Genomic DNA, 24,181 nt, shown 5'->3' with positions numbered 1-24,181 from the left:
GACTATTTTGAGATCATTTCAAGCGGGTCGATATGGTAGTTTCTTTGCGTTACTTCAAAGGTTAGATCGTTTCTAACTCGGCCTATGACGTAGCCTTTTTGCACGATAGAGCCTACTTTTACAGTTGGTGCGATCTGGCTTAGGTGGGCGTAGATCGTGTGGATGCCATTTTCATTTTCGATGATGACGACATTTTCGAGCATTGGAGTCGCTTTTGCAAAGACCACCTTGCCATTTAGCACGCTTTTGACCTTTGCATCTGGCGTGCTTGAGCGAAGTATGACTGACTCATTGAAAATTTTGATGTTATATATCGGATCTACGTAGTTGCCAAATTTTTGCTTTACAGAGTAGCTATCAAGCGGAGCGATCGTCCTTGCGCCTGAGTATCTCTTAACTGAGCTTGTCTGATAGCCCCCACCCATTGGCTGGCTCTTTTCGCCCTTTTTGCTACCTTTGCTAGCTGCTCTTTCTTGCTTTTCTCTGGCTGCACGTGCGGCTTCATCCTCTTGCTTTTGCATGATAGCAAGCTGCTCAAGCGTCTTTCTTAGCTCGTCTTGTTGGGCTTGAAGCTTGGCTAGTTTTTTGCTGTAAATTTCTTTATCACGTTTTAGCCCGTTTATTGTATTTTTCTGCGTGCTCTCTAGGCTTTGTAGATCATTTTGCTTGCGCCTATAGTTTTTTATGCTTGAGTTTATCTCATTTATCTTGCTTGATTTATTTTTTATCTTTTCTATCGTATCTTCGTAGTTTTCGCTAAGCCTTTTAAAGTCCTCTTTTGCTATGGCGTTTAGCTTGGTTAAAATTTGCGACGAGATAATGCTCTCTTCGCTTTGTTTGCCCTCGCTTGCTGACATCATAAGATCAAATGAGAGATCTTCTGCGATGATCCTTATCATATTTTGCTCTAGCTCTTTTTGGGTGCGCTCTAGCTCTTTGTTTTGCTTTGTTAGATCATCAAGCTCAAGAAGCGCTTTTGAAGCATTTGTCTCAAGAACTGAAATTTGACCTTTTAAATTTGTGATATCTCCGCTTATGCCACGAAGTTTTTTCTCGCCATTTACGATATCGCCAGCCAAGTCATCAAGCTTTTTACTAAGCTGCTCGCTCATAGCCTGTGTCGATCTTAGCGAGTTTTTGGAGTCTTTTATCTTCTCTTTAGTATTTGATGCAAAAGCTAGACTAAATGCTAGCAAAAGTGTAAAAATTCCTTTTTTCATATCGTGCTTTTTCTAGCCTTACTCATCACTAAACTAACAGCAAAAATGCTTAAAACCACAGCCACGCCAAATAAGATAAATATATCTCTTGAAAGATCAAGACTAGGCAAGACTACATCGATGCTTGCGGCATTTTCTCTAAAAATTTCAATGCTAGGCAAGAAAAAGAAAAATGCGCCAACAACAATGGTCGCAACTATGCTATCAACCATGGCTGATTTATAGAGCATGGCTGATTTTAGCCAAAATGGCGCGCCAAAAAGCGTCATGATCTCGATGCGCTCTCTATGCTCAAATAGCCAAATTTTAGTCTGCTTAAGCATAAGCATAAGCCCTACAACACAAAGTATCGCCATAAATGCATACGATATGCTTTTGGCTAAATTTAGCATCTTAAAGACCTTGTCATGGGTCTTTGAAAATGTCTCGACCTTGCTTATACCATCAAATTTCAAAAGCTTTTGCTTTATCTCCTCCATATACTCTGGCGATGGAAATTCGCTTAATCTTAGCGAGTAAAATTTAGGTAAGGCATTTTGCAGGATCGATAAATTTTTAGCCGAGATGTCGTTTGATAGGCGGTCTATTATCTTTTGTGGGCTTAGTGGCTCGACACTTGCTAGCGTGCTAACTACTGGCTTTAGCACTGGCTCGCTTAGCTCTTTGTTTGAGACCACCACGATGTTGTAGTCATTTCCCATAAGCCTCTCATACTCTCTTACGATCTTGTCTGCGGTGAGGCTAAACTGCACTGAAAATAAAAGCGCTATTAATGGCAGGATAAATCCAAGGTGATTTTTAAGCGATCTCATGCACGCCTCCATTTTCTATGACGAAGTGGCGGTATGGGATGCGAAGCGTTGATGGGATGTGATGCGTCACCACGACCACGCTTGTGCCTAGAAATTCTCTGGCTGATTTTAGAAGCGACCAGATGACGTCGCTTGAGTATTCGTCTAAATTTCCCGTTGGCTCGTCGCATAAAAGCAAATTTGGATTGTGCGCGAGTGCTCTTGCCATGGCAACTCTTTGCTGCTCGCCGCCACTTAGCTCGCGAGGGTATTTATCGGCTTTGTGAAGCATATTTACGTGCTTTAAAAGTTTAGCCACCTGCTTTTTGCTCACATTTTGATTGACGCCTTTGATGATGAGTGGCAGCATTACGTTTTTTTCGACATTCCACTCATTTATCAAGCGGTAGTTTTGAAATATAATGCCAACTCGCTGCCTAAGCTCGCAAAGTCTTTTGTCATCGATATCGTCCATTTGCGTCATGCAGACATTTAGCTCGCCTGCTAGAGGTGAAATTTCTCCGTAAAATGACTTTAAAAGCGTGCTTTTTCCGCTTCCACTCTTGCCTGTGATAAAGACAAAGTCATTTGCGTAGATGTCTAAATTTACGCTATTGATCACAACCTCGTTGCGCTCGTAAGCTAGGCTTAAATTTCTTGCACTAATTATCTCTTGCATCAGCCAAATACTCCTTCAAAAGCTCGTGTGCTGCTAAATTTTCACGTATTAAGATCGGTTTTTTTATAAAATATTCACTTTTCTCATCGCTTATCTTGATGAAACACTGCTCTGGTTTGTTAAACGCTCCAAAGGCTATTTTTAGCAAAATTTCACTCTCATTTATGGTGTAAATTTCTTCAAAATGCAAAAAGTGATCCTCTTTTTTTATGATGAAATTTTTGAAATTTTTAATGATATTTTTTACGCTTGTCTTTTCTTTAAAGCTAAAATCCCCAGCCAAAACACTCTCGCTACTTTCAACCTCACAAGTATAAATGACATCGTAAATGTCCTTATCTTGGCGTCTCCAGCGGTCTTCATATTTGCTTGTTACTTCTAAATTTCTATTTTTAAAAGCTTCGATTTTTGAGTTTGTGGGCTCTAAAAATTTACTCAAACTAAAGTCGCAATACTCCTTGCTATCAGTCCGTAGCTCAAATTTACCACCAAGCTTTAGTATCCTCTCGCACTCAAGCGCAAACGCCGTTGAGACCACGCGTCTATGCTCAGCCTTATCCCAAGGCACTGGAAAGTGTAAAAAGACTCTATCAACTAAATTTGATCCGACAAGCGAGAGTAAGAGCCTTGCGTCAGTATTTATGAGACGCACGTTTTCTAGAGCATTTGCCCTAGCAAGCTTTGCTACTTGCTCGATGCTTGGTTTATAGACCTCTATGCCGATAACTAGGGCATTTGGGTTGTTTTTAGCCTGATAGAGCAAGTGCCTGCCAGAGCCAAAGCCGATCTCGATAAAAATCTCTTTAAATTTATCTTTTAGCTCACAAAAAGCTGGCACAAACTCTTCAAGGCTTAAAATTTCACTCACTTTTTTGGTCAAATTTGTCTTTTTTACAGCAAATGCTTGGCTGATGATGCCGTTACAACTTTGCTCTTTAAAAAGCTCAAGCGCTTCTTGCAAAAGTCCGACCTTAGCAGGCTTTGTAAGCTTTTCTCCTTTTACGACGACGCCATTTTTGCCTGGCTTTACGACTAGAAAAAAACCTTCATCTTCATTTTTTGTGTAGATGAGCCTCTCGTTTCGGCCATTTGCCTGCCAAAGAAATTTGATCTTGTCGTTACCAAATGGAAACGAGAGCTCTTTTAAGGACGAAGCGATGAAATTTGGCATTATTTTATGCTAACTTCTGCTTTTGACGACTTATCAGAGGCGATGCCGTATTCATCGACTGCTACGACGCTGTAAGAGTAGCTAGCTCCTTTTTGGACGCTGTCATCTCTAAGCCCAGTATCACTTATACCGCTAAAGACTTTCTCGCTAGCACCGCTTCTATAAACTGTATATGTGCTAGCTCTATCTACTGCACTCCAGCTTACATTTACACCGCTGCCATCGTAGCTAGCGCTTATGCTTGGAGTTTTTGGTGCGCCAAGCGTGCTACCAACGATTGGCTCTTCTTGCTTTAAGCTCTCAAGACCGTCTTTATCGACAGCTGTGACCCTATAATACCTTGTCGCTGCGTTTGTATTTATGAGATCCTCATAGGTGTTGCTAGTCGTTTTTGCTAGGTATGTGTAAGGCAAAATTTTACTTGTCGTTCTATAAACCTTAAAATAAGCAAAATCCTCAGCCGGCGCGTAATCCCACGTTAAGATGATCTTTTTTGGCGCATTTTTGGTCGCTTGGACGTTTGTTACTGATTTAGGGTAACTCCTTTGTTGTGGCGCTTATGTTTTGGCTTGGTTTTGAGATGACGCCAGAAGAAGTTTTAACTAAGATCCTATACTCATAAGACCTACCAGGTTTTACCTCAGTGTCGATATACTCGGCATTTAGTCTGCCATTTACCTCTGCTACTTGGCTAAATTTATTAGCTCCTGCATCGCTTCTTTGGATGATGTAGCTTGCTACTGTGCTATCAGGATGTGGTCTCCAGATCACTTTTACACGGCCTGGAAGTCCTGTGATAGCTTGCGCAAATGGCACAGACTCAAGTAGTGGCTTAGTTGTTGCAGTTGCGATCGCACCTGGTTGAGAGATGGCGTTGCTTGAGTAGGTTCTCATTTGGTATGAGTAAGTGGTCTCTGGAGCTAGGTCGCGATCTACATAGTGCGTAGCAAAGCGGTCTTTTATGTTTGCAACTAGTTGCATTTTTGAGTTTGCATCGTTTGGATTTGAGCGGTAAAGGTAGTAGCCAACGACGCTCTCGTCGCTCACTGGGTTCCACTCGAAGCCAACTTCTGTCATGTCTGAAATAGTTTTTAAGCTTGTAATAGTTGGTAGTGACGTGCTTTGCTGAGTCGGTACGCTAGAGCCGCATCCCGCTAAGAAAGCTACTAAAAATGGTGTCAATATGCGTAGAGCAAATTTTTTCATCAAAAATCTCCTTGGGAATTTTTTTGTAAATTATTTGGTTAAAGTCATCATACGTTTTTGCGGTAAATTCTACCCTTTTGCCAGTTCGCGGATGGATAAAATAGAGCATATAAGCGTGAAGCATAACCCTGCTTATTTTATCGCCTTGGCTCTTAAATCCGTATAAATCATCGCCTAAAATGTGGCGATTTATGCTGGCAAGATGCACTCTTATCTGGTGCGTCCTACCTGTAAAAAGCTTTGCTGCTATCAAATTTACTCCGCTTTCACTTAGTAAATTTACAAAGGCGCTTTTGGCAAATTTAGCGTCTGCAACGATCGCTTTTTTTAGGCGGTTGTTTGGATTTCTGCCGATTGGCTTGTCAATGATGACGTCCTCTTTTAGAGGCAGGTCGGTCAGCGCTAGATAAATTCGTCCCATGCTCTTATCACTTAGCTGCTCGCTTAGTTTTGCGTGGGCGAAGTTGTTTTTAGCAACGACGATAGCACCACTCGTGCCCTTATCTAGGCGGTGGACGATGCCAGCTCTTACGTCACCGTTTAAATTTGAAAGCATAAAGCCTTTTTTATTTAGCCACTCAACAAGTGTCGCCTCTTTGACGCTTGGGGCTTGGTGAACGACGATTTGAGGGGGCTTGTTTAGCACTATGAGATCATCGTCTTCATATATAATCGGGATGTCAAAATTTACTTTGTATTCGTTTTGCACCTCTTTTTTTGGGGCAAAATTTACGCAAATTTCATCGTTTTCGCTCAGCAAAAAGCTTGGTTTTGAAACTGGTTTTAAATTTACGCTTACAAGGGAGTCTTTTATCAAATTTAAAGCTTGATTACGTGAAATTTGAAGCTCTTTGGCCACTGCAACGTCGAGTCTTGAGCTATTTAAAACATTAAATTTAACCAAAATCAAAGCCTTGTTTGTGATATAATCTAGCCCAAAAATTAAGGTTTGCTTCTTGATAAAACTAGATCGGCGTATTTTAACACATTTTGATTTTATTCAGCCGTTTTTAATCATCCCAATCATAGCCATCTCATACATTCTAGTCTCCGAAGCAAACGACATTTTGGCAAACAAACAACTTGTATATTTTGGCATCGGATTTGTCTCATTTTGCATCGCATTTTTGCTGCCTATTAGACGCATCGACTGGATCATCCCGATGTTTTACTGGGTCTGCATCGTACTGCTTTTAAGCGTTGATATATTTGGCGTTAGCAAGCTTGGAGCTAGGCGCTGGCTTGAAATTCCCTTCGTTCATTTCACGCTTCAGCCCTCAGAGCTCATGAAGCCAGCCTTTTTGCTGATGCTGGCCTATCTAGTTAAGCAGCGCCCGCCAGATGTCGATGGATACGGACTAAAAGACTTTTTAAGGCTCAGTTTTTACATACTTTTGCCATTTGCGCTCATCATGAAAGAGCCTGATCTTGGCACTGCACTCATACTTTTGATAGTTGGATACACCATCCTTTTTGTCATCGGCGTAAATAAAAAAATTTGGATCTGCATCATCCTTGCCATAGGATTTTTGGCGCCAGTTTTGTATGAAAATTTACATGATTATCAAAAAAAGAGGATCCACGACTTCATCGCTGAAGAGCCGAGTTACCATGTCAAACAAAGTATCATTGCCATAGGTAGCGGCGGGCTAAAAGGCAAACCAAAGGACGAGGCTACGCAAACGCACTTTAAATTTTTGCCAATCGCCACAAGTGACTTCATCTTTGCCTATAATATCGAGCGTTTTGGCTTTTACGGAGCGCTTCTTTTACTGGGGCTTTATGGAGCGCTTATAACGCACTTACTTAGCCTAAACTACGGGCTTAAGAATGATTATTTCACGCAGGTGACCGCCACTGGCATAGCTGCGCTCATCTTTGTTTATGTGGGGGTAAATGTCTCGATGACGATCGGTTTTGCGCCGGTTGTGGGCGTGCCGCTGCCGTTTTTTAGCTATGGCGGAAGCAGCTTTGTCACCTTCATGGTACTTTTTGGGATACTGCAAAATCTGCTAACGTTTAGGTTTGATCAGACCTACCGCTCGGTGAAATTTAAATTTTAAAATTTATAAATTTATTTTGTCAAATCAGACAAGCGTCAGGCAAATTTTAAAATTTCATGAACGAGTAATTTCGGCTCTAAAATTTGAGCTAAGCGGTAAGCGAAGCCAAATTTTAGTAGTCAATTCTTGCGAGTGAATGGAATTTTAAAATTTACAAAATAGCAAATTTCTCTTTTAAAAATATAGACCTTAAATTTATAAACTCTTTTATTCAAAAGGGAGACAAGGGGACTCGAGTTACGAGGCCGTCCCCTTATCCCCCTTTTTAAATCCCCCAAACCCTTCGCACGTTAGAGGTGGCATGCTTCGGCACTTCGCACCGCATGCGGTTTTGTTACAAAAAACTCTATCAAATTTTAAAATTTCATGAACGAGTAATTTCGGTTCTAAAATTTGAGCTAAGCGGTTAGTGAAGCTAAATTTTAGTAGTCAATTCTTAGGGGTGAATGGAATTTTAAAATTTGCAGAATAGTTTTTTAAAAATTTAAAGTTTTGTTTCTTTGTTAAGTTGCTAAGGTGAGTGAGTAAGATTTTAAGATTTGCAAAAGCTAAAATTTACAAAATCAATCCTATTTCTCCTCCTTAAACAAAGAAGCAAAATACTCATCAATATTAACGCCATCTTTTTTCATCTCTTTTAGTCTTAGTCTTACGTCGGCGTCTTGCCAAAGAAGCGGTGGTAGCGCAAACATCACCTTATCAAGGCTAAAACCTCTCACGTCCTCACGCCAGCCATCCCAGCGGTAAAGCTCATAAAATTTAAATATATCCCCACTTAGCGCCCAGTATAAAAACTGCGAGTAACCAAGCTGCGTATCTTCCCATTTGCCGCTATCTGGTGCGTAGTAAAAGACGTTGCCAGCTTTGCCACCAAAGACGCCGCCATTTACTGCGAAAAATCCGCCCAAAACATCATCCGCCACGAGCAAATAGCTAGGCATCTGTCCTACTTCGCTAAAGCTTTTACCAAGGTTGAAGCTGTAAATTCCGCGCTTCATCTGCTCGCATCCTGAACCAAGCAGGCGCAACCAACCGCCATCTATCACAATGCCGCCACATCCATAAACAAGCGCTCCCATCGGCAAGCGAGTGGTGACCTGAAGCCCTAAAAGCTCACTTTGTGCCCTGCTCTCATCTCGAGGCAAAATTTCATAGTCGTTTTTGGCCTCTTTTAGCCACTCTTCGATCAGCGCCCAGCCTGGCTCATTTGTGTCTATAAGTTCGTCTAAAGCCCTCATTTTCTGTCCTTGCGATAAATTTGGTGAAATTTAAAAGAAGAATTTGGCGAGTCGCCCCGCCAAAATTTATATCAGTAGATTATTTTGCGTCCCAAGCTAGGATCGTGTTGCCCTCGGCGTCGGTAGCCACGTCGCCCATACCCATGATGTTGTAGCCGCAGTCTACGTAGTGGACTTCGCCTGTTACGCCGCTAGCTAGGTCGCTAAGTAGGTACATAGCGCTGTTGCCGACGTCTTCAGTGGTGACGTTGCGTTTTAGCGGGCTATTTACTTCGTTGTAGCGCAAGATCATCCTAAAGTCGCCTATTCCGCTTGCGGCAAGCGTTTTAATTGGGCCTGCGCTGATCGCATTTACGCGGATATTTTTAGCGCCAAGGTCGTGCGCTAGGTAGCGAACTGAGCTTTCAAGTGCTGCTTTGGCAACGCCCATGACGTTGTAGTGTGGCACAAATTTTGGTCCGCCAAGGTATGTAAGAGTTAGCACCGAGCCGCCCTCTTTTAGCACCGGTAGGACCGCGCGAGTAAGGCTTAGTAGCGAATAAACGCTAGTGCCCATCGCTATGTCAAATGCCTCTTTTGTGGTATTTACAAACTCGCCCTCAAGCGCCTCTTTTGGTGCGTAAGCCACTGCATGCACGACGAAATCTATCTCGCCAAGGTCTTTTTTGATCCTATCAGCAAGGCCGTCTAGGTGTGCTTGGTTATTTACGTCAAGCTCGTAGACAAATTTGCTACCAAACTCCTCAGCGATCGGCTCTACGCGCTTTTTAAGAGCGTCGTTTAGGTATGTAAATGCCATCTGCGCGCCTTGATCATGACAAGCTTTTGCGATGCCATAAGCTATCGACTTGGCGTTGGCAACGCCTACGATTAGACCTTTTTTACCTTTTAGTATCATCATTTCTCCTTTTATTTTGTTTGACTTTTAAGCGATATTTAAATTTTAAACCAAATTTAATAGCGGCAGTATCGTGAGATGAATTTTAATGTTGTGTAGAAATTTTAGGTCAAGACTAGGCAAATAGCCTGTCGCAGACTTAAAATTTCGAACTCATTAAAAAGCGCTCACGAGACAACGCGTATCAAATTTAGAAAATTATTCGCATCCCAGCTGGCTGTGCCTACTAAAACCCCATCGCAGCTTTTTATACCTGCGATATCAGCGATATTTGCTGCATTGACGCTTCCGCCGTAAAGTAGCGGCACGTTTGCCTTTGTCTTTAAAAAACTTAGCACCTCATCTATCTGCTCTATGCTAGCGCTCTTGCCGGTTCCTATCGCCCAGATCGGCTCATAGGCGATGACCAAATTCTTATAGCCAAGGTCAATGTTTTCAAGCTGGCGGCTTAGAAATTCTTTGGTAGCTCCGCTTTCATTTGTGCTTAAATTTTCGCCGATGCAGTAGATGACATTCCAGCCATTTTTTGCTGCAAAGCCAAATTTCGCTCGCAAAAACTCCTCGCTTTCGTTTAAAATTTCACGCCTCTCAGAGTGGCCGATCAGCACATCTTTGATATCAAATTCATCAAGCATCGCCTTGCCGATCTCGCCTGTAAATGCCCCACTCTCGCATGGGTAGAAATTCTGCGCTCCAAGCCTAAAAATATGCCTTTTTTCATCAAAGGCACTAGCTGGAGCAAATACGCTCACGTCGTCGTTTGCGCTTAAATTTTCGTCTAAAATTTTCGCGTACTCTCTAAAGCTTGCTCTTGTGTGGTTGCACTTTAAATTCGCTAGAAATTTCAAGACCTACTCCTCTTTTCTAAGCGGTTTTATGCCAGGCAGCTCTTTGCCTTCAATGAGCTCCAAGCTTGCACCGCCGCCAGTTGAGATAAATGTCATCTCGTCGGCATCCCCAGCGCGCTCGACCACATCAGCCGTATCGCCACCGCCAACGACGGTTGTCGCGTGAGTATCGATGATAGCGTGGCTCATTTTGATGCTACCCTTGCTAAATTTATCCATCTCAAAAACGCCCATAGGTCCGTTCCACCAGATGGTTTGCGCATCGGCGATGACCTCTTTAAATAGCCTAATAGACGCTGGCCCGATGTCAAGCCCCATCCAGCCATTTGGGATCTCTTGGGCAGGGACATATTTTACAGCACTTTCAGCTGAAAATGTCTGAGCAGCGACGACATCTACTGGCAGGTAAATTTTCACTCCTAGCTCTTTGCCTTTTTGTAAAATTTGCCTTGCATCTTCAATGAGCTCTTCTTCAAGGAGCGAATTTCCGATGTTTTCGCCAAGTGATTTTAAAAATGTAAATGCCATGCCGCCGCCAATTATGAGCTTATCGACGCGCGGCAGAAGGTTATGCAAGGCTTGAAGCTTGCCACTTACCTTTGAGCCACCCACGACTGCGACAAATGGACGTGATGGATGTTTTATCAAATTTTGAGCGAAATTTATCTCTTTTTGTAGTAAAAATCCCGCCGCCTTGTGCTTCTCATCATAAAATTTAGTGATCGCTTCGACAGATGCGTGAGCCCTGTGGCAAACGCCAAATGCGTCATTGATGTAAAATTCGCCAAATCCTGAAAGCTCTTTTGCCAAAGCCTCGTCATTTTTGGTCTCGCCCTTTTCAAAGCGTAAATTTTCTATCATCAAAATTTCGCCTGGCTTTAGAGCCGCAGCCTTTGTTTTAGCGTCATTTCCGATCACATCTTCAGCAAATATCACCTCTCTATCAAGCAGTCTTGATAGCCTCTTTGCCACGCCTTGAAGTGAAAATTTCTCTTCATAGCCGTTTTTTGGACGTCCTAAGTGACTGGCCAAAACCACGCTGCAGCCATTATCCAAGCAGTAGCGGATAGTTGGTATCGCTGAGCGGATCCTGCGGTCATCAGTGATGTTTAAAAACTCGTCCATAGGCACGTTAAAATCGCACCTTATAAAGACTTTTGCACCATTGAGCTCAAGGTCGTTGATCGATAAAATATCACTCATTTTTCACCCTTTAAATTTACTTTGTAGCCACGATCTTAGCAAGATCAACAAGCCTTGTTGAGTAGCCCCACTCGTTGTCATACCACGCAAAGACCTTCACCATATCATCAGCGATAACCTGCGTGGTGTCGCTCGCTACGATGCTGCTAAAGGTGCTTGTGCAAAAGTCGCTGCTAACTCTGTAGTCGTCATCGACGAATAAAATTCCCTTTAAATTTGACTCCGCAGCCGCCCTAAACGCCTCGTTTATCTCCTCTTTGCTAGCTGGTCTTTTTAAAACCGCCGTTAGATCGACCATAGAAACGTTTGCCACTGGTACGCGCACTGCTTGACCGTGCAGCTTACCGCTTAGCTCTGGAAGCACTTTAGCGATCGCTTTTGCAGCTCCGGTGGTCGTAGGTCCGATATTTAGCGCTGCTGCGCGTGAGCGGCGGAAATCTTTAGCCTTTACATCAACTAGGCTTTGACCATTTGTATATGCGTGGATCGTAGTCATCAGCCCTTTTACGATGCCAAATTTATCGGTTAGCACCTTTGCCACTGGAGCTAGGCCGTTTGTGGTGCAGCTTGCGTTTGAGACGATCGCTTCACCTGCGTATTTATCGTCATTTACGCCAACTACAAATGTCGCCGTGTCGTCTTTTGCTGGAGCGCTCATGACGACTTTTTTAACGCCGCGAGCAAGATATGGCTCACATTTTTCGGTGGTTAAAAACTTGCCAGTGCACTCTAAAACCACGTCTACGCCGTAGTCTGCGTAGCTAAGCTCGTTTAGATCTCTTGTAGAAAAAACTCTTATCTTTTTGCCATTTACTTCTATAAAATCGTCGCTTATCACCTTAACGTCTTGCTTAAATTCGCCATGAACGCTGTCGTATTTGAGCAAATACCTCGTCATATCCCTTGTTGCGGTGTCGTTAATAGCGACAAGCTCAACATCATCACGCTCTAAAATAATACGAGCAGCACACCTACCGATACGCCCAAAGCCGTTTATTGCTACTTTAACTGACATCTTAGCTCCTTTTGATATAATTACGCCTAATTCTACAAAAAAGAATTTTAAAACAAATATAAACAAGGCACTTTAATAGATGAAGTTAGCACTTTTTGGCGGGAGCTTTGATCCGGTTCATTTAGGACACGATAGCATTGTGAAAATGGCACTAAGCGGCCTTGACATCGACAAGCTCATCATCATGCCAACTTTTATAAGTCCCTTTAAGAGCGAATTTTCAGCTCCGCCAGAGCTTCGCCTAAAGTGGATAAGAGAAATTTGGGGCGGCCTAGAGAAGGTCGATATCTCAGACTATGAGATAAATTTAGCCCGCCCAGTGCCTACCATAGAGACGGTTAAGTATTTGTATGAGAAATTCAAGATAGAGAAATTTTATCTCATAATAGGCGCGGACCACCTAGCCACGCTTGATAAGTGGCACGGCTACGAGGAGCTAAAAAATTTAGTGCAGTTTGTGATCGCCAAACGCAATCACATAGAAATTCCACAAAATTTACAAAAAATGGATGTGCACGTGGATGTTAGCTCGTCGCAGATCAGGCACCAAAAGGGGCTTGATGAGCTGCCTAGCGAGATAAAAGATGAAATTATAAATTTTTACCAAGGATTAAAAATGCAAGAGAGATCGATGCAAGAGCGCACCGAAAGTATAGTTAAGGTTTTAGACGCAAAAAAGGCTGAAGAGATACAAGTCTTTGATATGAGCGGGGATGATTATTTTGTAAAGGCCGTAGTTATCGCTACTACGCTTGGCGAGAGGCACGCTTACTCGCTGGCTGAGGATCTAAAAGAGGAGCTTAAGCCTCTTGGGGAGAAATTTATAGGTACGGAGAGCTCGCCTGATTGGATCGTGATGGACCTTGGTGACATTTTGATACATCTTTTGAGCCCAGCTTACAGGGCAAAATACAACATCGAAGAGTTTTTGCAGAAGCTAAAAACTAGCAAAGAGTCTTAACAAAGACAAGCGATGAGCAAATAAGCCATAAAAATATAAAAAATGCTAGCAAAAATGGCTTTTTACCCGTCGCTTTAAATATACTCCTATCTATCCCAAATCCTAAAGCACACATCGCAACGCAAAGGCAAATGCTGGCGGCTAGCTTTAAAATCTCCACTAAATTTTCAGGGAAAAATGGCAAAGATCTAACGCAGATCGCCACTAAGAAAAATAGCGCAAACCATGGTATGCTCTTTATTTTTGAGCCACCGCTATTTTGACTTAAATTTAAGAAACTTAGCAAAAACAAAAAAGGTACTAGCATAATGACGCGAAGCATTTTTATGATGACGGCGGTGCTGCTTACTGCGCTGTCAAATGCTGCTGAGGCTGCCACTACGTGGGCTACTTCGTGAAGTGAGCCGCCGATAAAAAAGCCAGTTTGGTGCGGCGTGAGAGCTAGAAATTTAGCGATAAATGGATAGATAAACATACCAATCGTCCCAAAAAGTACCACCGTGCAAATGGCGATAGCAAGCTTGTTTGCGTCTGCTTTTATCTCATTTTGAGTAGCCATAACAGCAGCTGCGCCGCATATGCTAGCCCCTGAGCCAATGAGCACAGCACTATCCTTGCTAAGCCCCAAAGCTTTAGCGGTAAAAAGCGCAAAACAAAAGGTCGCAAAAACCATAAAAGCTGCGTATATCACGCCTAGAGTGCCGACACTTGCGATCTCGCTAAGGCTTATATTAAAGCCAAAAAGTATGATGCCTAGCCTTAAAATTTGCTTCCCAGCGATCGCTACGACGCCACTACTTTTTAAAATTTGAGTCTGTTTGGCAAAAAGATTTGCAAAAATGGCGCCTAAAATGATAGAGATGATGAGCGGACTTGTGTGAAATTTAGCCAAAAGTGTGTTTGAGAGCGCAAAAGAAATGGCGCATATGAGCGCTAAAACAAGTACAGCGAGAAATTTATGAGACATATTTTAACCTTAACTCTTTTTTTAAAAATGCAATTAGCACGTTTGGGTATAATTAGACGAATTTTATAATGCAAATTTAAAATAAAGATAAAGGGATAGGCCTATGATCATCCTTGGCGAAAAATATACTTTCACCAAACTCGAGCTAGAGAAGCTTAGGAAGAAATTTGGCCAGGTGAATTTTTTATCCCATGAAAATAGCTACGCAAAAGCTTTGCGAAGCGCACTAGAAAATCTCATAAAATCAGGCGATCAAAGGCTGATCGTGCTAAATACCCAAAAGCCAGTTGATAGCAAACTGGTGAGATTTCTCACGCTTTTGCAGTTTAAGACGAAGTATAAAAAGATCAAATTTCTAAATGTGGAGAGCTTTTTAGAAATTTACTTGCAAAAGTGCTACATCCCAGAAAATGGCGAAAATTTAAACTTTTTAAACGATATCAAGCCTTATAATGCCTTTGAGTACGCCTTAAAACGTGTGATCGACTATGCAAGCTGCTCGCTGCTTCTTGTGATACTTTTTGTACTTAAATTTTATGTAAAGAAAAAGATAGACGAGCAGTCTCCTGGCAGCCTTTACTTCTTGCAAAATAGGGTCGGGCTGGATGCTAAAATATTTAAATGCTATAAATTTAGAACGATGCATGAAAACTCGGAACACAACCCATACACGCAAAAAAATGACACAAGAGTATTTAAATTTGGCGAATTTATGCGCAAGACTAGAATGGATGAAATACCTCAATGTATCAATGTATTTCGCGGCGATATGCACCTAATAGGACCACGTACAGAATGGGATATATTAGTTCATGACTACGAAAAAAAGATCCCTTACTACAATGAACGCCACATCGTCCGCCCAGGGATTACCGGCTGGGCGCAGGTAAACTACCCTTACGGCGCAAACACTCACGATGCCAAGCAGAAACTCATGTATGATCTTTACTACATCAAGCACTGGTCACTTTGGCTGGAGATAAAAACTATATTTAAAACATTTGAGATAATACTAGGCAAAAAAGGTATCTAGCTGTTTAGTCCATAATAGCTTTTGTATATTTTTCTAGGACGATATTCTCATCAAAAGATAAAATCATTTTTTTTCTGCCATTTCTACCCATTTGCTCAAGAATACTTTTATCAAGATTTAAAATTTTTTCCATTTTTTCAGCGAGATCTATAGAGTTTTTTGGCTCACACAAAAAGCCATTTACTCCATCATCTACTATTTCTTTACAGCCACTAACATTTGTAGCTATTAATGGCTTTGCCATGGATGCGGCCTCTAATAAACTTTTTGACATTCCCTCTTTATACGACGCCAGTACGACGCACTCAGCACTAGCTACAACCTTACTTACATCATCGCTCATACCAAGATAGTCCAAAAAGTCGTTTTTGAGCCACAAATTTAACTCTTCGTCGCTAATGGCAGTATTATTTTTGACATTTTTTTCTCCGAGTAGCAATATCTTAAAATCATCTCTTTTTTTTCTTAAAATTTTACCAGCCTCAACTAACTCAACAATACCTTTATCTTTTATAAGTCTTGCTACACACAAAAATTTAAATTTTTCGTCTCTTTTGCTCTCTTGTCTTGGGGCAAATTTATTTATATCTACACCACTTCCTGGTAGGAGGTCGCATTTTTCTTTTGAAATAATGCCCAAATTTACAAATAGATCTTGATCATCTAAATTTTGAAAGAAGACAACCTTGTTTGCATTTAGCGATATCTTATAAAGAAATTTAACTATGCTTGTTACAAAACTTTGTTTTATAAAAACTGTCCCAAGCCCCGTGATATTGCTAATACAACAAATACCTAAAATTTTACAGGCAAGTGAGCTATAAATATTTGGCTTAATAGTAAAATTTAGGACACAAGCTGGCTTCTCATTTTTATAAAGGGTTAGCAAGCTAAAAAAAGTTTTTAGATCAACTAACGGATTTATCCCTTTTGCATCAAAATTTATATGAAAAACTTCAAAATTTTCTTCCAATAAAGTTGAGTATTTTTCATCATATGGAACAACAAACGACACTTTAAAACCATTTTTCTTTAGGTGATTTGCAAGGCTCAATCTAAAGTTGTACCCACTCCAAGCACTATTTGTCACTATAAAGACGCTTTTACTCAAGCCATCTCCTTTTCCACATTTGATAAACCACTATAAACCAAATAAGACTTTGAAGCTCTTCTCCAGCATAAAATCTATCTTTTAAAATTTGTATTTGTTTTACATCAAATATCTCATCATTTAAAGCCCTAGAGTCCAGATTCTCTTCAACAAGCCATCTTAGATCACCCCTTAACCACTTTGCAAGCGGGATCTGAAAGCCTGATTTTGGCTTGTCTATTATATCTTTTGGGATATATTTGTACAGAATTTGTCTTAGCAAATATTTTGGCTGATTATTCTTATATTTTATACTTACTGGAACGCGTGTCAAATACTCTATCAAACGATGATCTAGTAGTGGCTCACGCCCCTCTAAGCTAACACTCATTGTAGCACGATCAACTTTTGTAAGCACATCATCGCACATAAAAAGTTTATAATCACACATCATCATATGATCTAAAAAATCAAGATTGAGCTCATTTTTCCACACATTCATATACTCTTGTTTTAGCCCTATTTTTAGAAATTTAGTTACGTCCGACCTATCTACATAACTACTTGCATTTATAAACATTTCGTCTAAATTTTTACTATTTATAGCTCTTTTTAACTTTAGAAATTTATCTCTGAAATTTGTCTGGCGGATATTATTTGGCAGGGCTTGATTTGCAATATCAGCAATTTTTTCATTTATTAAATTTAATCCAATTTTTATCAAATTTCTCTTGAGCGAAGTAGAAAAAATACCCTGAAATTTATGTAAAAAGAAATACTTGCTATATCCACAAAAATGTTCATCTCCACCATCTGCGCTAAGTGCAACTGTTACATCTTGTTTTGCCATTTTTGAAACTGCCATGGTCGCTACCGCAGAGCTATCTCCAAAAGGCTCATCATAAAAGAAAGAAAGAGTGTCGATATATGAAAGCATGTCGGCTTCATTTATATAATACTCATGATGATTTGTACCAAAGTGCGTGGCCACTTGCTTTGCGTGGGCAGCCTCGTTAAATCTAGCGTCATCAAAACCTATGGTAAATGTATCAATCTTTTGCGTTTTGCTTAGCAAAGCAGCCACCAGTGAGCTATCATATCCGCCACTTAAAAAGACGCCAACTGGCACATCAGCGATAGTACGTAAATTTATTGCACTGTCTAAAAGACCTTCGAGTTCGTTTAAAATTTCACTCTCATTTTTATTAAATTTTGGCTGTGCATAAAAATATCCTACATCCCAATATTTTGTTATTTTAAATGTCGTTTTGACAATATCAAATTTTAAATAACAACCAGCAGGAAGTTTAAAACAATCCTTAAAAATACTATAAGGCGCAGGAATATAGCCAAACTGAAAAAAATAAGCTAGCGCATCTAAATTTTGCTCTTTCTTAAATTTTGGATGCTTGTGAAAAGATTTGATCTCAGAAGAAAAAATAAAATTTATACCATCAAAATAGTAATAAAGTGGTTTTACGCCAGCTCTATCACGGCATAAGAATAGCTCATTTTTATTTTTATCCAAAATAGCAAATGCAAACATTCCTATAAATTTAGCAAGACACTCATCACCCCACTCTTTATAAGAGTATAAAATAACTTCGGTATCAGAATTTGATACAAATTTATAGCCAAGGGCTAATAGCTCTTCCTTTATAGCTTTAAAGTTATAAACCTCTCCATTAAAAACTATCACATATCCACCGCAATCACTCACAAAAGGCTGGTGTCCATTTGAGCTTAGATCCATTATAGATAGGCGGTTGTGTCCAAGGTGAACGCCACTTTTTTCATCAAAAAAAACACCTCTATCATCTGGACCGCGATATGCCTGCATCTCTAGCATATCTACTAAAATTTGCTCATTTTTATTTTTATCTATAAAACCAACTAACCCGCACATATTACTTCCTTGTATCGTTTTATAATACCATCAATGTTAAAGTCATTAGCCCTTTTTTTAGCAACTTGTTGGTACTTCTCTCTTAACTCATTATCACCTATTACAACTTCTATCGCTTTTGTCAAATTTACCTCATCTTGCAACGGTACTAACACTCCAAATTCTGCAAGTTCGATATCATCTCTTAATTCAAATTTAATATCACTTTTTGGCGCTAAAATCTCCCTTGGACCACTAAGACAATCCGTGCTTATAACTGCACATCCACAAGCCATTGCCTCTGCCAGCACATTTGGAAAGCCTTCAGCATTTGACCCGAGTATAAATATACTGCATTTTGAAAGATACTTATATGGATTATTATCAAAACCCAAAAAAACCACCCTCGTGGCGATACCAAGCTCTCTTGCAAGAACTTTTAGTTTACTCTCGTTTTCGCCTTTTCCCAGTAGATATAATACATAGTCGTTATCAACTATTCTTGCAAATGATCTTAATATCAACTGCTGATTTTTCCTATCGCACAATGTTCCAACTGCGATTATACTTTTATTGTCAATATCAACGCCAACTTTTTCGTTGGCCTTATTGTTTATACTCTCTATATCATATGGGTTGTAAATTACCACCTGTTTAACACCAATATTAAAATTTTCAATCAAGTCAAATTCTATTGCTTTTGAAACCGATATTATCAAGTCTGCCTTTTTATATAGTGTTTTTAATAAGATTTTACTAATTACATCTTCGAGAGAATTATTACGATACATCGCACTAGGAGCTATTCTCTCGCTAATAACAACCCTATGTTTTGCAAAAAAACTAGATAATATATTTATATAATTTGCCCTATACAAAAAGCTTGTTACCTGCGCAAAACCAAATTTCTTAATGATTTTAGCTAGCTTAAAGGCCAAAAATGGAAGCCTGATTAATTTTTTTATACCACTTAAATTTACATCTTCATTTAAACAAATAACATTTATTCTGTTATCAAGCAGATAGTCTATGTTGTTCTCTAATAAAATCAGATAACATTCATATTCGAAACACAACTCGTTCAATAAGGTACTAACGACCCTCTCTGCACCACCACCGCCAAGAGAGTTGATCAATATAGCTATTTTTTGCATGATTTAAGAATTTATATTTTTGTATATTTTTTCTAATTCTGAAAAATATTTTTCGATATTAAATTTATCGACTACACTATCATATAAAGCATTTCCGTATTTTTGCCTTAGCGCGTAGTCCTGCTCCAAGTTAATTATATGATTTGCCAATTCATCAGGTTCTATCTCTTTTGGCTGTTGTAGCTTTTTTGTTTTTGGATTGACCACATATTCTGGCATAGGAACAGAATTGATAGGTATCTGACTAATACTAATTTCCTTTTTGGGCTCTATAAGCACACCGCTAATCCCATCGTCTATAATTTCTGAAATTCCATCTACACATGAAGCAATTACAGGTTTTTTACAAAACCCAGCCTCAATTATGGTATTGCCAAGTGGTTCTCTAATGGATGGCACAATGATTAGATCCATGCTATTTATAAAATCAAGCGGATTCTTCACTCTACCAACGAAAAATATATTGTCTCTTTTGTCCGCCATATCTTTTAGTAGTAGCTCCCATGGGCCATTTCCAGCTATAAAAAACTCATATTGTGGCAACTTTTTTGCAACCTCTATAAAAGTATGAACTCCTTTTGGGGTATCAAGCCTGCCTATATATCCGACTTTAAATTTATTAATATCATTAGTAGCAAATGCGCTATTGTTTAAAATCATATCACCACTTAAAAAACCATTATACAAAACATGAATTTTATTTGCATCTACGCCAAATCTCTCAATCATCATAGTTTTTGATGCATTAGAATTTGCAAGCAGTAAATTTGCTTTATTGGCATTATCTCTATACACACGAATATCTTCATCTTTTAAATTCCAAGCAACTCCCCTTTCGTGCAATATAATATTTGACAAAGGCAGTGAATTTAAAATTCTATGCAAAGAGTGGCTTCCTATATTATTATAAAAGTGTACTATGTAGTCTTTGGAGTATAAAAAATAGATAAATTTTAGTTTGTTAAATACGGAACTTCTTATATTTTTATAATAACACCCTATTTCCTTAAAATAGTCGTCTAATGGATGAGTGCCATAGATCTGATGGTCAAACTCACTTTTTTGCAGCGCCATCTTAAAATATGGAACAAAAGACTGCTGAACTCCTCCTATGCCAACAAGCGATAGTTGATGAATAACTATTTTTTTATGCATTTACTAGTCCACATATTATTTTGTAGTACGCCTCATCTATAACTTTTGTAGATGCCCTATTTATAATATTTTCTGCGTTTTTAGTAAGCTTTTCTTTTGGAATTTTTAATGACATTATTATTTTATTAGCAAATTCTTTCGGATCCAAGCTAGAGCAATACCCACCCTCTCCATCAACTATCTCAACATCAGTTATATTTTCTATAATATTTGCCACTATAGGCACTCCACAAGCTTGGGCTTCTATGATAGGTGTTCCAAATCCTTCAGCTTTTGATGGAAATGCAACAACATCACTTAGTTTTATGTATTCATCCATATTATCAACAAAGCCCATTTTAAACTGCACTCTATCTTCTAAACTAAATTCCTTTATTTTACTGATTATATTATCAAACATATAAGGCTCTCGTTTATTTTCAGGACCACCTATTACTAATTTAAAGCAATCTGGCAATAACTTTAAGACATCAAGTAAAAAAATATGATTTTTTCTATCACACAAACTACCAATGTGACACAATACCGTATCTTGATCAGAAAATTTGGTGTATTTTTCTCTCAATATACTTTTTAACTCTTCGCTACACAGATTAAATTTATCTTCATTTACAGGATTGGGTCTTGACCATATATTTTTAATAGCAAATTTTCTTGCTAGGATTTCAAGCCGCTTAGATATAGCAACAACCACAGTATTTTCTTTTGAAAAAATCTTTTGCATAATTCTTGAAAACTGTATGGGGTAAAATGGATCTGACATATCATTGCAAAGCTCTCTTATGATGGGCTTATTTTTTTTAGAAAAATACCATGTCAAAAACCCTATGGTAAATGTATTTCCAAAAGTATGTAACAAGTCATATTCTTTTATGTTTTTTCGTATATATAGCCAGCTATAAAAAAACTCCCAAATCATATCAGCTAAAACTATAACGCTTCTTTTTAGTGATCTTTTTTTAGGAACATTAAATGGAGATGAAATTCTATACACATCCACATCATTATATTTATATTTTAGATTATTATTAAGTGATACAGAATTTGATACAACATCAAATTTAATACCATATTTATCAGAAAGTCTTTTGTATGTATTATAAGCCCGCAGTCCAGACCCAGAATACTCCTCTATAAATTTACTTGAAACTACTAATACTTTTATCTTTTTAGCACTATTTGACATTCTTATTCTTTTTCAATATAAAAATTGTCCATTTTGGCCTTTTTGATCTAAAAAATAGGTCAAAAAATATACTAAAAACTCCAAAAAAACCTTTATGTGGGTTTAAATGTACAACTTCCACGATCTCAAGATCTGTATATGTTGTTAAATTTTTGAAATCTATAGTGTCTAGCTCAAATATATGATAGTTCTCTAACCTTTTAGTTGCCGTATCCTCTTGTTGTTTTTTTAGTACATGACTGTTTTTTACATAAGGTATAGATAAAAATAAGTAGCCACCATTTTTTATATATTCGCAAATATTTTTTAATACCATCAACTGATTTTCTACATGCTCAATAACCTCAAAAGCAAAAGCACTATCAAATTTATTTTCAAGAGAAGACAACTCATCTACTGTATATGCTTCTATTCCCTTTGATTTCATATGTTCAACGCATTTTTTATTTATATCAACACCAACGCCACCCAATCCCAAAAATTCCAGAAAAACACCATTTCCAGCTCCAAAATCAACAATCTTATTATTTTTTATATCAATGTATTTTTCTATAATTTCTTTTGTTTTTATATACCTATAAACAGAAGAATATAATCTATACTTATTCTTTGTATTATTAAACCACTTTTCCTTATCTACTAAATCAATATTCCTTTCATTTAAATCGATTATATGATTTTTAATAGAATCAATAGCTACTATTTTTTCAATATCTATATTCATGTTATTTAGTTTGTTCAAACTGCATTTACACAAATATAATTCAAGTAACTTAATGTATGTCTTTTTCATTTTCTAAACCTTGACAAATAATCTTCAGTCTGCCATGAAACATGACTTCTTGGCTTCTTAAATATATCTTTCATAGCTCTTGTATACTTTACAGTATCCATCATATGAGTAACATCCATCCAATAATAAAAAAAGCTTATCTCAAAATTTCTCCAATATTTCTTTGCGTTTTTACCAAAAAAAACAAAAGGAATTTTAAAAATAAACCTTAACGGGATGACCCAGCTTGGGACAATACTTTTTTTATTAACAGGGATATCATCACCCCACACATTACACATATTTTTATCTTTTAACATACTAACATATAGATTTTGCTCATCTTTAAATTCTGCTGGAACCTTTTGCCAAAAAAATAAATATTCATCATCCCATAATGGCATTCTCCACTCATGTCCATAATACTCGTAAATTCTTTGACCAGATATTACATACTTAGTTTGCCTATCTATAAACTCAGAATACTCGTAAAACAAATGATCCTGGGAACTATCACTCTTTAAATCACCGCAGGCCAAGACGATTTCATCCCACAACTTTTTCTTGATCAATGATATATTTTTCTCTGTTTTTAGATACCCCCAAAGAGAAAAATGCTTATTAATAAGGTTATTTAAAATATTTTCTTTTCTATCTTCATATGAGGTTAAATTTTTTCCACTCTCCATCATCTTGCTAATATGTGCACCTGAAATAAAATCGCCACTATTTCCATTTATAAATATAGCATCACTATCTACATAACCAATATCTTTTAGATATTTAAGTGCAGATAATCCTTGTATATACGGCACTGATGCAAAACTTTCACTATATTTTAAGTATTCAGCATAATCATTTGAGCTATAATAATGTTTCTCAGTACAATGAGTTAAAGGAATAAAAATCCACTCATAACCTAACTTCTCAGCCACAATCTTAGCAACTTTTGCTTCGGAATTATCTTGTGTACCGTAAGAGAAGCATTTAACATTTTTAGCAGACAGATACTTTAGAGCAGACACCACTAGCCTAGAATCATTCCCAGCACTCAAAGGCACTACTATCTGTCTATTACCTATGTTTTTTAACATTTTTCTAAAAATTTTTAATGTTACATCAAATAACTCTTCTTGATAGGTTTTGTAATCTTTTTTTTCTATTTCTCCAAAATATTTATAGTACTGTATATACTTAAAATTATCATCTTTAAAAACTACTAACTCTCCAGCTTTTAAAGCATATAGCCCTTTATAAAAAGTTTTATTACCTATCGTATATCCAGACATAGAAGCCTCCAAAAGCACTGTTGTATCAACACCTACTTTTGAGTCATTTTGATTAATTATATTCTGTGGGTTGTTACTAATGTAAAAATTTTTATCAAATTTATAAAAAAATAACGGTGTACTTCTTATTTTATCTACCAGTATAAAAGATAGATCATTTTTCTGTACAGCAATAGCAAAGTGCCCATCGATACTATGTGATAGTTCTGCTATGCTACTTTCATCCTCTATACTATAAAGTAGCTCTATTAATTCATCTATAGAGTGAGAATATATGTACCCTTTTAAATATATACTCATCCCGTCTTTTTCAAATTTGTTCCAAAATTGATCTTGTTTTATATCTATAACTACCAT

General features: G+C 38.2%; 23 protein-coding genes. 3 read left to right on the top strand and 20 right to left on the bottom strand.

Annotation, left to right across the window (positions count from 1 at the left end):
• Positions 1-2: 2 nt before the first annotated feature.
• From CVS81_RS01235 to CVS81_RS01205, 7 genes are all read right to left on the bottom strand, one after another.
• Entirely contained in the window at positions 3-1,220 is a 1,218-nt protein-coding gene (locus CVS81_RS01235; protein WP_107964822.1) for a murein hydrolase activator EnvC family protein, read from the bottom strand.
• Complete coding sequence (locus CVS81_RS01230) at positions 1,217-2,032, bottom strand: cell division protein FtsX (RefSeq protein WP_004317184.1); 816 nt, start codon at positions 2,030-2,032, stop codon at positions 1,217-1,219. The genes CVS81_RS01235 and CVS81_RS01230 overlap by 4 nt, the downstream gene beginning before the upstream one ends.
• Positions 2,019-2,690, bottom strand: coding sequence for a cell division ATP-binding protein FtsE (locus CVS81_RS01225; protein ID WP_004317228.1), 672 nt, complete (start codon positions 2,688-2,690; stop codon positions 2,019-2,021). The genes CVS81_RS01230 and CVS81_RS01225 overlap by 14 nt, the downstream gene beginning before the upstream one ends.
• On the bottom strand, positions 2,674-3,861 hold the full coding sequence (gene trmB / locus CVS81_RS01220) for a tRNA (guanosine(46)-N7)-methyltransferase TrmB (RefSeq protein ID WP_107964821.1): 1,188 nt from the start codon (positions 3,859-3,861) through the stop codon (positions 2,674-2,676). The genes CVS81_RS01225 and trmB overlap by 17 nt, the downstream gene beginning before the upstream one ends.
• The gene (locus tag CVS81_RS01215; protein WP_107964820.1) at positions 3,861-4,274 is read right to left on the bottom strand and encodes a hypothetical protein; all 414 of its coding nucleotides are present in this window, start codon (positions 4,272-4,274) and stop codon (positions 3,861-3,863) included. Before CVS81_RS01215 ends, trmB begins: the two co-directional genes overlap by 1 nt.
• A gap of 118 nt (positions 4,275-4,392) precedes the next feature.
• Positions 4,393-5,067, bottom strand: coding sequence for a fibronectin type III domain-containing protein (locus tag CVS81_RS01210; protein WP_199907135.1), 675 nt, complete (start codon positions 5,065-5,067; stop codon positions 4,393-4,395).
• Positions 5,000-5,971 (bottom strand): RluA family pseudouridine synthase, encoded by a 972-nt coding sequence (locus tag CVS81_RS01205; RefSeq protein WP_107964819.1) that lies wholly within the window; start codon positions 5,969-5,971, stop codon positions 5,000-5,002. Before CVS81_RS01205 ends, CVS81_RS01210 begins: the two co-directional genes overlap by 68 nt.
• Before the next feature lie 52 nt (positions 5,972-6,023).
• On the opposite strand from CVS81_RS01205, the gene CVS81_RS01200 reads away from it, so the two are divergent.
• On the top strand, positions 6,024-7,130 hold the full coding sequence (locus CVS81_RS01200) for an FtsW/RodA/SpoVE family cell cycle protein (protein ID WP_107964818.1): 1,107 nt from the start codon (positions 6,024-6,026) through the stop codon (positions 7,128-7,130).
• Positions 7,131-7,699: 569 nt separating this feature from the next.
• Here CVS81_RS01200 and CVS81_RS01195 read toward each other — a convergent pair.
• The 5 genes from CVS81_RS01195 to gap form a co-directional block, all read right to left on the bottom strand.
• Positions 7,700-8,368: a DUF2625 family protein gene (locus CVS81_RS01195; protein ID WP_107964817.1), complete on the bottom strand. Its 669-nt coding sequence runs from the start codon at positions 8,366-8,368 to the stop codon at positions 7,700-7,702.
• A 79-nt stretch (positions 8,369-8,447) separates the two neighbouring features.
• Complete coding sequence (gene fabI / locus CVS81_RS01190; RefSeq protein WP_012140237.1) at positions 8,448-9,266, bottom strand: enoyl-ACP reductase FabI; 819 nt, start codon at positions 9,264-9,266, stop codon at positions 8,448-8,450.
• 167 nt (positions 9,267-9,433) lie between these two features.
• Positions 9,434-10,114: a triose-phosphate isomerase gene (locus CVS81_RS01185; protein WP_107964816.1), complete on the bottom strand. Its 681-nt coding sequence runs from the start codon at positions 10,112-10,114 to the stop codon at positions 9,434-9,436.
• Positions 10,115-10,117: 3 nt separating this feature from the next.
• Positions 10,118-11,317 carry a phosphoglycerate kinase gene (locus CVS81_RS01180; RefSeq protein WP_002941208.1) on the bottom strand — a complete coding sequence of 400 codons (1,200 nt, stop codon included), beginning with the start codon at positions 11,315-11,317 and terminating at the stop codon, positions 10,118-10,120.
• A 16-nt stretch (positions 11,318-11,333) separates the two neighbouring features.
• On the bottom strand, positions 11,334-12,332 hold the full coding sequence (gene gap, locus CVS81_RS01175) for a type I glyceraldehyde-3-phosphate dehydrogenase (RefSeq protein ID WP_107964815.1): 999 nt from the start codon (positions 12,330-12,332) through the stop codon (positions 11,334-11,336).
• A gap of 79 nt (positions 12,333-12,411) precedes the next feature.
• On the opposite strand from gap, the gene nadD reads away from it, so the two are divergent.
• Positions 12,412-13,293: a nicotinate (nicotinamide) nucleotide adenylyltransferase gene (gene nadD, locus CVS81_RS01170; protein WP_107964814.1), complete on the top strand. Its 882-nt coding sequence runs from the start codon at positions 12,412-12,414 to the stop codon at positions 13,291-13,293.
• On the opposite strand, the gene CVS81_RS01165 is transcribed toward nadD, so the two are convergent.
• Complete coding sequence (locus tag CVS81_RS01165) at positions 13,277-14,260, bottom strand: YeiH family protein (RefSeq protein WP_107831028.1); 984 nt, start codon at positions 14,258-14,260, stop codon at positions 13,277-13,279. The two genes, nadD and CVS81_RS01165, sit on opposite strands and share 17 nt — an antisense overlap.
• 103 nt (positions 14,261-14,363) lie before the next feature.
• On the opposite strand from CVS81_RS01165, the gene CVS81_RS01160 reads away from it, so the two are divergent.
• A complete protein-coding gene (locus tag CVS81_RS01160) occupies positions 14,364-15,293 on the top strand; it encodes a sugar transferase (RefSeq protein WP_107831030.1) in 930 nt (309 codons plus the stop codon).
• A 4-nt stretch (positions 15,294-15,297) separates the two neighbouring features.
• Here the strand turns inward: CVS81_RS01160 and CVS81_RS01155 are convergent, their stop codons facing one another.
• The 7 genes from CVS81_RS01155 to CVS81_RS01125 are packed head-to-tail and all read right to left on the bottom strand — an operon-like array spanning position 15,298 to position 24,181.
• The gene (locus CVS81_RS01155; RefSeq protein WP_107831032.1) at positions 15,298-16,404 is read right to left on the bottom strand and encodes a glycosyltransferase family 4 protein; all 1,107 of its coding nucleotides are present in this window, start codon (positions 16,402-16,404) and stop codon (positions 15,298-15,300) included.
• Positions 16,397-18,289, bottom strand: coding sequence for an asparagine synthase (glutamine-hydrolyzing) (gene asnB / locus CVS81_RS01150; protein ID WP_107831033.1), 1,893 nt, complete (start codon positions 18,287-18,289; stop codon positions 16,397-16,399). Before asnB ends, CVS81_RS01155 begins: the two co-directional genes overlap by 8 nt.
• The gene (locus CVS81_RS01145; protein ID WP_107831035.1) at positions 18,277-19,422 is read right to left on the bottom strand and encodes a glycosyltransferase; all 1,146 of its coding nucleotides are present in this window, start codon (positions 19,420-19,422) and stop codon (positions 18,277-18,279) included. The genes asnB and CVS81_RS01145 overlap by 13 nt, the downstream gene beginning before the upstream one ends.
• A gap of 3 nt (positions 19,423-19,425) precedes the next feature.
• Positions 19,426-20,577 carry a glycosyltransferase family 4 protein gene (locus CVS81_RS01140; protein WP_107964813.1) on the bottom strand — a complete coding sequence of 384 codons (1,152 nt, stop codon included), beginning with the start codon at positions 20,575-20,577 and terminating at the stop codon, positions 19,426-19,428.
• Positions 20,570-21,763: a glycosyltransferase family 4 protein gene (locus CVS81_RS01135; protein ID WP_107964812.1), complete on the bottom strand. Its 1,194-nt coding sequence runs from the start codon at positions 21,761-21,763 to the stop codon at positions 20,570-20,572. The genes CVS81_RS01140 and CVS81_RS01135 overlap by 8 nt, the downstream gene beginning before the upstream one ends.
• A complete protein-coding gene (locus CVS81_RS01130) occupies positions 21,753-22,556 on the bottom strand; it encodes a class I SAM-dependent methyltransferase (RefSeq protein ID WP_107964811.1) in 804 nt (267 codons plus the stop codon). The genes CVS81_RS01135 and CVS81_RS01130 overlap by 11 nt, the downstream gene beginning before the upstream one ends.
• Entirely contained in the window at positions 22,553-24,181 is a 1,629-nt protein-coding gene (locus CVS81_RS01125; RefSeq protein ID WP_107964810.1) for an asparagine synthase-related protein, read from the bottom strand. Before CVS81_RS01125 ends, CVS81_RS01130 begins: the two co-directional genes overlap by 4 nt.

It is taken from the genome of Campylobacter concisus (assembly GCF_003049065.1).
Taxonomy (GTDB): domain Bacteria; phylum Campylobacterota; class Campylobacteria; order Campylobacterales; family Campylobacteraceae; genus Campylobacter_A; species Campylobacter_A concisus_BE.
Note: the sequence above shows the minus strand (reverse complement) of the source record. Positions and strands in the feature narration are given on the sequence as shown.

Bases quoted from the DNA above. Each gene is read 5' to 3' on its own strand.
- CVS81_RS01235 (WP_107964822.1), bottom strand. From the start codon at position 1,220: ATGAAAAAAGGAATTTTTACACTTTTGCTAGCATTTAGTCTAGCTTTT.
- CVS81_RS01230 (WP_004317184.1), bottom strand. From the start codon at position 2,032: ATGAGATCGCTTAAAAATCACCTTGGATTTATCCTGCCATTAATAGCG.
- CVS81_RS01225 (WP_004317228.1), bottom strand. From the start codon at position 2,690: ATGCAAGAGATAATTAGTGCAAGAAATTTAAGCCTAGCTTACGAGCGC.
- trmB (WP_107964821.1), bottom strand. From the start codon at position 3,861: ATGCCAAATTTCATCGCTTCGTCCTTAAAAGAGCTCTCGTTTCCATTT.
- CVS81_RS01210 (WP_199907135.1), bottom strand. From the start codon at position 5,067: ATGAAAAAATTTGCTCTACGCATATTGACACCATTTTTAGTAGCTTTC.
- CVS81_RS01195 (WP_107964817.1), bottom strand. From the start codon at position 8,368: ATGAGGGCTTTAGACGAACTTATAGACACAAATGAGCCAGGCTGGGCG.
- fabI (WP_012140237.1), bottom strand. From the start codon at position 9,266: ATGATACTAAAAGGTAAAAAAGGTCTAATCGTAGGCGTTGCCAACGCC.
- CVS81_RS01180 (WP_002941208.1), bottom strand. From the start codon at position 11,317: ATGAGTGATATTTTATCGATCAACGACCTTGAGCTCAATGGTGCAAAA.
- gap (WP_107964815.1), bottom strand. From the start codon at position 12,332: ATGTCAGTTAAAGTAGCAATAAACGGCTTTGGGCGTATCGGTAGGTGT.
- nadD (WP_107964814.1), top strand. From the start codon at position 12,412: ATGAAGTTAGCACTTTTTGGCGGGAGCTTTGATCCGGTTCATTTAGGA.
- CVS81_RS01165 (WP_107831028.1), bottom strand. From the start codon at position 14,260: ATGTCTCATAAATTTCTCGCTGTACTTGTTTTAGCGCTCATATGCGCC.
- CVS81_RS01160 (WP_107831030.1), top strand. From the start codon at position 14,364: ATGATCATCCTTGGCGAAAAATATACTTTCACCAAACTCGAGCTAGAG.
- asnB (WP_107831033.1), bottom strand. From the start codon at position 18,289: ATGTGCGGGTTAGTTGGTTTTATAGATAAAAATAAAAATGAGCAAATT.
- CVS81_RS01145 (WP_107831035.1), bottom strand. From the start codon at position 19,422: ATGCAAAAAATAGCTATATTGATCAACTCTCTTGGCGGTGGTGGTGCA.
- CVS81_RS01140 (WP_107964813.1), bottom strand. From the start codon at position 20,577: ATGCATAAAAAAATAGTTATTCATCAACTATCGCTTGTTGGCATAGGA.
- CVS81_RS01135 (WP_107964812.1), bottom strand. From the start codon at position 21,763: ATGTCAAATAGTGCTAAAAAGATAAAAGTATTAGTAGTTTCAAGTAAA.
- CVS81_RS01130 (WP_107964811.1), bottom strand. From the start codon at position 22,556: ATGAAAAAGACATACATTAAGTTACTTGAATTATATTTGTGTAAATGC.
- CVS81_RS01125 (WP_107964810.1), bottom strand. From the start codon at position 24,181: ATGGTAGTTATAGATATAAAACAAGATCAATTTTGGAACAAATTTGAA.